This window comes from Mesorhizobium sp. M6A.T.Cr.TU.017.01.1.1 (genome assembly GCF_004023115.1).
GTDB classification, from domain to species: domain Bacteria; phylum Pseudomonadota; class Alphaproteobacteria; order Rhizobiales; family Rhizobiaceae; genus Mesorhizobium; species Mesorhizobium mediterraneum.
The window spans coordinates 1-7913 of record NZ_RZTA01000181.1; the positions used below are offsets into that span (position 1 = coordinate 1).

The following is a 7913-nucleotide window of genomic DNA, read 5'->3' on the forward strand; positions in this document are numbered from 1 at the left end:
GCGGATGGGCATCGCCGAGATCAAGCCGGAGTGGATCGGCGCCAACCTCTTGATCGAAGGCTTGCCGCATCTCTCCATGCTGCCGTCCGGCACGCTGCTGTTCTTCAAAGGCGGCGTCACCATCAAGGTCGACGCGCAGAACGGGCCTTGCCGCATCGCCGGACGCTCGGTCGCCGAAAATGCCGGAATGGCCGACCATGAGGCCGGCGCGCTGCTGTTTCCGAAGGCGGCAAAGCGGTTGCGCGGCCTCGTCGCCTGGGTCGAAAAGCCAGGCCGCATCACGGCAGGCGAGGAGATTTCGGTGCGCGTGCCGGAGCAGTGGATTTACCGAGCTTAGGGCAGGTGAGACTGGGGCTACGCCGCCATGGCGGCGTAGCGATTTCCGGATCGCCTCTAGGCGGCCTTGCGGTTCTTGTTCTCGCCCTGCGCCATGACGGACACGTGATCCCACTTTTCCCAGAGCGCGATGCGGTTGGCGTATTCTTGGCGGATCATCGGCAGGCCGCCATCGCCGAAGAATACCCGCAGCGGCGGTTCGGCCGCATCGACGATTTCAAGCATTGCCAGTCCGGTGGCGGCGGGATCACCAGCCACCGAGCGCTTGCGGCGCTCCGCCATCGCGGCACGGGCCGGCTCATAGGCAGCGATCGGCTTCGAAACCTTGGCGGACGGGCCGGCCCAGTCGGTGGAGAACCCGCCCGGCTCGACAAGCGTCACATGGATGCCGAACTCCGCGACCTCGATACTGAGCGACTGGCTAAACGCTTCCAGCGCCCATTTCGACGCATGATAGAGGCCGAGCGACGCAAAGGCATTGACGCCGCCGATCGACGAGATCTGGATAATGTGGCCGGAACGCTGCGCCCGCATGATCGGCAGGGCGGCCTGGGTCACCCAAAGAGCGCCGAACACATTGGTTTCGATCTGGTCGCGGGCTTCCTGTTCGCTGACTTCCTCGATGGCGCCGAAATGGCCATAGCCGGCATTGTTGATGACGACGTCGAGCCGGCCGAAACGGCCATGCGCTTCGGCAATGGCGGCATCGACGGCTTTCTTGTCGGTGACATCAAGCTCTATTGCGGCGATGTGGTCACCATATTTATCGACGAGATCGGCGAGCGTGCCGACATTGCGGGCCGTTGCCGCGACGCGGTCACCGCGGGCGAGCGCGGCTTCCGCCCAGACGCGGCCGAAACCCTTCGACGATCCGGTAATAAACCAAACCTTGTATGTCATGATCCACCAGTTCCTGCCCTTGCGGGTCTTTGATTGTGAGTTCTTGTCTGACCATGATATTCCGAAAACCGGATTCCACTTTTCACTGACGCGGACCTTCGGTTCGGGATCATGGTCTAAACGGAGGCTGCTCCGCTTCCGGCATATACGAAGCACGCTCCGTTTTTCCAAGGTCGAGCACATTTTGTTGATGAGACCCGACGCCAGAAGATGTCGGTCAGGGGTCAGGGATAGCGCACCGGGCTCGACCAGGCCGGGTCCTCGTGCTTCTGCCAATACATCGCCATGAGGCGCTTGGTAATCGCGCCGACTTTGCCGTCCGCGACCGGAACACCGTCGATCACCGTCACCGGCATGATGCCGCCGGCGGTCGAGGTGATGAAGATCTCGTCGGACTGACGCAGCGCGGCGACGCTGACATCGGCCGCTGTGACGGCAAGTCCTGCCTCCGCGCAGAGATCGAAGACGGTGCGGCGGGTGATGCCGGGCAGCACGCCGACGGCCGGCGTCGACAGTTTGCCATCATTCACGCAAAAGACGTTGAAACCGGGGCCTTCCGCGACATTGCCGTTGAAATCGAGGACCAGTGCTGTCTCCGCGCCGCGGTCATAGGCGTCGTAGAGGCCTCGCACCAGGTCGAGCCAATGATAGTTCTTGATAGCCGGGTCGATCGAGGCCGGTGGGATGCGCACCTTGTCGCTGATCGCCACATGAAGGCCGCGCTGCAATTGCTCGGCATTGGCGACCGAGCCGAAGGGAACGGCGAAAGCCATGAAGCGGTTGACCGCGTCGCGCGGGTCACGGCTGAAGGTCGGGGAGACGCCGCGCGTGCACAGCATCTCGACATAAGCGGCGCGATGACCCGACAGCACCACGCATTTGTGGAGGATTTCGGCCACGCCTTCGCGGTCGAACGGGATCGTCATGCGCAGCTTTTCCAACCCGCCGAAGAAGCGGTCGAGATGCAGGTCGAGACGGAAGAATCGGCCGTTCCAGACATGCACGGTGTCATAGGTGGCGTCGGAATGCAGGAAGCCCCAATCCAGCACCGAGATCTTGGCTTGCGACATCGGCAGATATTGCCCGTCCAGGAATGCAATGCCATCCGGATAGGAGTGCGGGTCTTGATGATGAGCGGAGAGCTCAGGCAGGCGGTTGGCTTGCGGATCGATCGACTTGCTCATCACGCCCCCCTCTGGTCGTTTTCGCCGACCAGATGGCGGAATAGAGCGGCACGGTGGGTGGCACAAGACACAGGCTGGGCTTGCCACTGGACCATTGGCTGCTGGGCCATCGAAGAACCAGCTATTCTTCCTCGTTGTCATCGAGCAGACGCGTGGCGCGCCAGCGGGTCAGCACAACGTTGATCTGTTCCATGACGAAGAAGCGCGCCGAGTCGCGGTCGTAGCCTTCTGCCAGCAGCTTTTCGTAGTCGGTGTGCACATGACGGATATGGGCTGTCGTCGCCAGCCACACGGCGATCGTCGGCGGCAAGGTCTTCATGTGCACCGCGCCGGCGTCAGCGCGGATCTTTTCCATGTCGGCATAGGGCGCCAGTGGCAGAAGGGCTGTCAGCGCCTTGGCGATGGCCCGGCGGCGGCCGGTCGGCGCGCTCATCGTTCGACCCTTCCGGGCTCGTCCCGTCCGGCCACGGTTGCCTCGGGGAAGGCGTCGGTCGAGGCGAAGTAGGGCTTGATGTCGACGACCGGCGTGCCGTCGAGCACGTCGATGGCGTCGAGATCGATGCGGCCGGTGTCGATGTCGAGTGCGACGAGCTTGGCGATATGCAGCCCGACCGGGTTCGGCCGGGCAGGGGAGCGCAGCGAAAAAACGCCTTTCGGTTCAGCCGCATGGCGGGGTTTCTGGACAATCAGGGCCCGCGGCGCGTGGTGGAGCCAGGACAGGATGATGACGTGGCTGGCACGCTCCAGCCCGAGCAGTCCGTCACGATAGGGCTGGTCGATCGTGAGAACCGCCGGCTGTCCCGTCTCCCGCGCGGCTTTCATGTTCTTGGGGCAAGTTTCCCGCGCGGTCCAGGGCGAGGCGATACGGCCGATGAAGACGATATGGCCGTCCGGCGGCATATCAGCCGGATCGGTGTCCAGAAGCTTTTCGCCGTTGCGCGTCTCGAACATAGTTTTCGCCTCGATCATGCTTCCAGCTTTGCGCAATCCACCACGCATGCGTCATTTTCTTGTCCGGAAGCGACATAGCGCTTGCAAGGCCATCAAAATCGACATAAACATATGTTTATATCTTTTTCAAAGAGAATGCTCGCATGCATGTCGCTCTCGACACTATGGTAGATACATTGAAGGCGGCGGCCGAATCCAGCCGGCTGCGCATCCTGGCGCTGCTGTCGCGCGGCGACCTGACCGTTTCCGATCTCACCGAAATTCTCGGCCAGTCACAGCCGCGCGTCTCGCGCCACCTGAAGCTTTTGCTGGAGGCCGGACTGATCGGCCGCTACCAGGAGGGCTCGTGGGCTTTCTTCCGGCTGTCGGATTCGGATGCGGCGCGCGATTTCGTGCTCAGGCTGGTTTCCGGCATCCGTGGCGCCGACCCGCAGGTCGAGCGTGACCTCGAGCGGCTGGCAGCGGTCAAGCGCAAGCGGCAGGATCGCGCTGCCGAGTATTTCTCCGTAAACGCCGCAAGCTGGGATCATATCCGCTCGCTGCATGTGCCGGACCGCGCCGTGGAGGCAGCGCTGCTCAAGCTCGTCGGCAAGCGGCCGTTCCAGTCGATGCTCGATCTCGGCACCGGCACCGGGCGGCTGCTCGAAATCTTTTCGCCGCTCTACCGGCGCGGCATCGGCATCGACATGTCGCGCGAGATGCTGACCGTGGCGCGCGCCAACCTCGACAAAGCCGGCATTTCGAATGCGCAGGTGCGCCAGGGCGACATTTTCGCGCCGCCGGTCGAGCGCGATGCCTTCGATCTCGTCACCATCCACCAGGTGCTGCACTATCTCGACGATCCCGCCCGCGCCATCCGCGAGGCAGCACGGCTGTTGCGCCCGGCAGGCCGGCTAGTGATCGTCGATTTCGCTCCGCATGCGCTGGAATTCCTGCGCGATGCACACGCGCATGTGCGGCTCGGCTTTTCCGACCGCCAGATCACTGAGTGGTTTTCCGAGGCCGGGCTCGACCTCGAGGACAGCCAGGAATTCGAGCCGCGCGGCGGCAACGAGGCCAGGCTCACCGTAAAGCTGTGGCTCGGCCGTGACCAGCGCATGCTGATCGCCGATCCTTCCAGCCACGCACAACCGGCCAATGCCTATCCGATAGGGGAAACCGCCTGATGAACCAGTTCCGCTTCTCCCGCCGCCCTGACATTGGCGACAAGATCCGGGTTTCATTCGAGTTCTTCCCACCGAAGAGCGACGAGATGGAAGCAAGGCTGTGGGACACAGTCACCCGGCTGGAGCCGCTCAAGCCGAAATTCGTCTCCGTCACCTATGGCGCCGGCGGCTCGACGCGAGAGCGCACGGCGCGCACGGTCAAGCGCATCCTCAACGAAACGGCGCTGACGCCGGCGGCGCACATGACCTGCGTCAACGCGGCGCGTCACGAGGTCGATGAGGTCATTCAGGAATTCGCCGAGATGGGTGTCACCCGCTTCGTCGCCTTGCGCGGCGATCCGGCCGAGGGCGTCGGCGCCGCCTACCGTCCGCATCCGGACGGCTACGCCAACGGTGCCGAACTGGTGGGGGCGCTGAAAGGTGTCGGCGATTTCGACATCTCGGTCTCCGCCTATCCGGAAAAGCATCCGGAGAGCCCGGATTTCGCCACCGACATCGACATGCTGAAGCGCAAGGTCGACAATGGCGCGACACGGGCGATCACCCAGTTCTTCTTCGACAATGATCTTTATGAGCGCTATGTCGAGCGGGCGCGGCGGGCCGGCATCTACATACCGATCGTGCCGGGCATATTGCCGGTCCACAATTTCACCCAGGTGGCCAATTTCTCGTCGCGCGCCGGCGCGCTGGTGCCGGCATGGCTGGCCGAGCGCTTCGACGGGCTGCAGAAGGACCCGCAGACGCACGCGCTGGTGGCATCGGCCGTTGCGGCCGAGCAGGTGCTCGACCTTGTCGAGCGCGGGGTCGGCGATTTCCACTTCTACACCATGAACCGCGCCGATCTGGTGTTCGCCATCTGCCACATGATCGGCATCCGCTCGCATGAGGCGGAAGCTGCGGGGTCTGCCGCGGCGTAATCTCTATCGCCGTTTTGAAAACCAAAAAGGCCGGGTAAAAACCCGGCCTTTTCAATGAGTTGGAACTATTCGGTGCTGGCCTTCCGTCGCTTGGCGGGTCTTACGGAAGAAAGCCCATAATCAGGGCTCCGATAAATGCAAATGCGGCACAAATCATCAATGCGTTGATTGGCCTCGTGAGTCCCATGTCATAGCCTCCTCTTAAAGAGCTATGGCCAGAGTCTAGGGTCATTTGTGCCACAGGCAAGCGGAAAATATGTTGCAATGCGACGACATTGTGGAATTTGCGACCGGCTCTTTGCCGTTAGGCATTGAAACTCTTCGGCAAAAGCCGGCTTCGGACCTGTGAATAAATTGTGGCGAAGCCTGGGCAATATCGAGGATGGCAGCGCTACCGCGTCGGCCCAAAAGCCGGATTCGTCTTTTGCGCGGACTTTCGGTTCTGAAATCAGGATTGCCGACAGTCGGCATATGACGACTGTCCCGATGCGCGGCTTGCTTTATCTTGACCCAGCGTAAAGCAATGTAACACGAGGCGTTTAGCCAACGTCCGGTCTGCAAGGGCGCGTTTGGAACCATGACAGCAACCATTCCAGCTCCGCCGATCGCCGGCCCCGTCCTCGTCGAAAATCCCGCGGGTGCCAACTGATGAGCAGGTTCTACGAAGGGTCGCGGGTACTACGGATCGACGACGTCTTCCCCGATGACATCATACAGGTGGAGCAGGGGGGCGTGCTCGCTCAAGGCCAGGCTGTGCCGCTCGCCGACCTCATGAACCGACCGATCGGGACGCAGCTTCATCTGAGCCAACCCGTCGTTCCCGAAACCGATGTCGCAGGAATGACGCTACCGTCGGCTGAACATGCGGCCGTCGATGGTTACGAGGCCGAGCACGATCAGCGCCATGCCGCCGAGCTCGAACAATTCAAGCCGTTCGCCCAGGAACAGGAAACCGAGCAGGATGGCGCTGGCCGGCACGATGAGCGTGACCAGCGAGGCGTTGGTGGCGCCGGCCGAAGCGACGAGGTTGAAATAGAGAATGTAGGCGAAGGCAGTGGACAGCAACGCCAGCGCTAACACCGCCGCCCAGACCGGCGGCGAGGCCGAAAACAGGTTGGCGGGACCATAGCCGAGCAGCACGACCGGGATCATGATGATGGTCGAGGCGGTCAATTGTCCGGTGGCGATGATCGGTGACGGCACGCCTTTGAAGCGGCGGGCCACCATCAGGGCGACGGCATAGGACAGCGACGCGCCGATCAGCGCGAATTTTGCCCAGACCGGTCCGCCGAGCCCGGCAAGCAGGCCGGGACCGATCATCACCGCTGTGCCGACGATGCCGAGCGCGATGCCGGCAAGCTTGTTCCAGGAGAGTTTTTCGTCTGATGTCAGCGCGTTGGCGAGGATCAACGTCCAGAACGGCGTCGTCGAATTGAGCACCGAGGCGACACCGGCGCCAAGCTCGGTCTGCCCGGCGAAGATCAGCGAGAAGGGAATGACGTTGTTGACGAGCGCCAGCAGGAAGAACAGGCCGGCATGCGGCAAGGCGAGGCGGAAGGACGGGCCGCGCAGGCCAAGATAGAGGTGCAGCGCCAGCGCTGCGATGGCGACGCGAAACAGCACCAGCACCAGCGGGGGGAGCTCAGCAACGGCAATGCGGGCAAAGAAGAACGAGCCGCCCCAGATCGCACCGAGCAGCAGAAGCTGCCCCCAGTCTTTCAGGGCCATTGGGCCGCGCATTACAGTCGTGGTTGTGATCGCCATGGATCGTCCTCCCAGATGGCCCTGAATGCCAAGCCAATCAAGCGTCTGTTCAGGCCATATCCTGTTCGATGGCAAGGGCCACCCGAAACCAGATCGGTGGGCTAGCTTTCCTGTCGTCTGGCCTGTCATCCGGCGTAGCGCCGCAGCGTCAGCGGCGCGAGACACAGAATTGTTTTCATTCACGCATAGGTTGGATTAATTGTGCGCAGTCTAGGTCAAGGGATTCGTCCATGCAGCGATTCGAAAATGCCCGCGAGGCGGCGCTGGCGCTTCGCCCGGACGATCCGATCTATTGCTTCCGCCCGCAGGTGCTGAAGGCGGACGCCAGACAGTTCATGGGCATGTTTCCCGGCAAGACCGCCTATGCGGTCAAGACCAACGGCGAGCAGATCGTGCTGAAGGCGCTGGTCGAGGCCGGCGTCAATGCCTTCGACGTAGCCTCGCCCGGTGAGTTCGCCGCCGTGCGCGCGGTCTCGCCCGACGCCGAGATGCTCTACATGCATCCGGTCAAGGCGCAGTCGGACATCAAGCTGGCGCTGGAGAAATATGGCATCCGCGTTATCTCGCTCGACCATGAGGACGAGATCACCAAGCTGACCCGCGTGGTTCGGGCGCTCGATATCGATCCGGGTGCGATCACGGTGTTCGTGCGCATCCAGACGAAAGGATCGGCGGCTTACGAGTTGTCAAAGAAA

The 7913-nt window shown here is 62.5% G+C and carries 8 protein-coding genes and 2 pseudogenes; 4 read left to right on the forward strand and 6 right to left on the reverse strand.

Annotated elements, in window-relative coordinates; translation table 11 throughout:
- Nucleotides 1-337: pseudogene (locus EOB36_RS32065) on the forward strand (molybdenum cofactor sulfurase); the annotation flags it as partial.
- Between the two features lie 56 nt (nucleotides 338-393).
- Here the strand turns inward: EOB36_RS32065 and EOB36_RS32070 are convergent.
- From EOB36_RS32070 to tsaA, 4 genes are all read right to left on the reverse strand, one after another.
- Nucleotides 394-1236, reverse strand: a complete 843-nt coding sequence (locus tag EOB36_RS32070; RefSeq protein WP_128286465.1) for an SDR family oxidoreductase — start codon at nucleotides 1234-1236, stop codon at nucleotides 394-396.
- Nucleotides 1237-1460: 224 nt separating this feature from the next.
- Complete coding sequence (locus tag EOB36_RS32075; protein ID WP_128286466.1) at nucleotides 1461-2420, reverse strand: D-amino acid aminotransferase; 960 nt, start codon at nucleotides 2418-2420, stop codon at nucleotides 1461-1463.
- 121 nt (nucleotides 2421-2541) lie between these two features.
- Nucleotides 2542-2853 (reverse strand): DUF2293 domain-containing protein, encoded by a 312-nt coding sequence (locus tag EOB36_RS32080; protein ID WP_095482874.1) that lies wholly within the window; start codon nucleotides 2851-2853, stop codon nucleotides 2542-2544.
- The gene (gene tsaA / locus EOB36_RS32085) at nucleotides 2850-3371 is read right to left on the reverse strand and encodes a tRNA (N6-threonylcarbamoyladenosine(37)-N6)-methyltransferase TrmO (RefSeq protein ID WP_164759326.1); all 522 of its coding nucleotides are present in this window, start codon (nucleotides 3369-3371) and stop codon (nucleotides 2850-2852) included. The genes EOB36_RS32080 and tsaA overlap by 4 nt, the downstream gene beginning before the upstream one ends.
- Before the next feature lie 143 nt (nucleotides 3372-3514).
- On the opposite strand from tsaA, the gene EOB36_RS32090 reads away from it, so the two are divergent.
- A complete protein-coding gene (locus EOB36_RS32090) occupies nucleotides 3515-4537 on the forward strand; it encodes a metalloregulator ArsR/SmtB family transcription factor (protein WP_126105871.1) in 1023 nt (340 codons plus the stop codon).
- Nucleotides 4537-5454 (forward strand): methylenetetrahydrofolate reductase [NAD(P)H], encoded by a 918-nt coding sequence (gene metF / locus EOB36_RS32095; protein ID WP_095482871.1) that lies wholly within the window; start codon nucleotides 4537-4539, stop codon nucleotides 5452-5454. Before EOB36_RS32090 ends, metF begins: the two co-directional genes overlap by 1 nt.
- Nucleotides 5455-6132: 678 nt before the next feature.
- Here the strand turns inward: metF and EOB36_RS35890 are convergent.
- Nucleotides 6133-6264, reverse strand: a complete 132-nt coding sequence (locus tag EOB36_RS35890; protein WP_280953341.1) for a hypothetical protein — start codon at nucleotides 6262-6264, stop codon at nucleotides 6133-6135.
- Nucleotides 6265-6300: 36 nt separating this feature from the next.
- Nucleotides 6301-7218: a DMT family transporter gene (locus EOB36_RS32100; RefSeq protein ID WP_095482870.1), complete on the reverse strand. Its 918-nt coding sequence runs from the start codon at nucleotides 7216-7218 to the stop codon at nucleotides 6301-6303.
- A 230-nt stretch (nucleotides 7219-7448) separates the two neighbouring features.
- Here EOB36_RS32100 and EOB36_RS32105 point away from each other — a divergent pair.
- Nucleotides 7449-7913 (forward strand): annotated as a pseudogene (locus EOB36_RS32105) (ornithine decarboxylase); the annotation flags it as partial.

What these genes read in the sequence shown, in the direction of transcription:
- EOB36_RS32080 (WP_095482874.1), bottom strand. Translation starts at nt 2,853, where the DNA reads ATGAGCGCGCCGACCGGCCGCCGCCGGGCCATCGCCAAGGCGCTGACA.
- EOB36_RS32075 (WP_128286466.1), bottom strand. Translation starts at nt 2,420, where the DNA reads ATGAGCAAGTCGATCGATCCGCAAGCCAACCGCCTGCCTGAGCTCTCC.
- EOB36_RS32100 (WP_095482870.1), bottom strand. Translation starts at nt 7,218, where the DNA reads ATGGCGATCACAACCACGACTGTAATGCGCGGCCCAATGGCCCTGAAA.
- tsaA (WP_164759326.1), bottom strand. Translation starts at nt 3,371, where the DNA reads ATGTTCGAGACGCGCAACGGCGAAAAGCTTCTGGACACCGATCCGGCT.
- EOB36_RS32090 (WP_126105871.1), top strand. Translation starts at nt 3,515, where the DNA reads ATGCATGTCGCTCTCGACACTATGGTAGATACATTGAAGGCGGCGGCC.
- EOB36_RS32070 (WP_128286465.1), bottom strand. Translation starts at nt 1,236, where the DNA reads ATGACATACAAGGTTTGGTTTATTACCGGATCGTCGAAGGGTTTCGGC.
- metF (WP_095482871.1), top strand. Translation starts at nt 4,537, where the DNA reads ATGAACCAGTTCCGCTTCTCCCGCCGCCCTGACATTGGCGACAAGATC.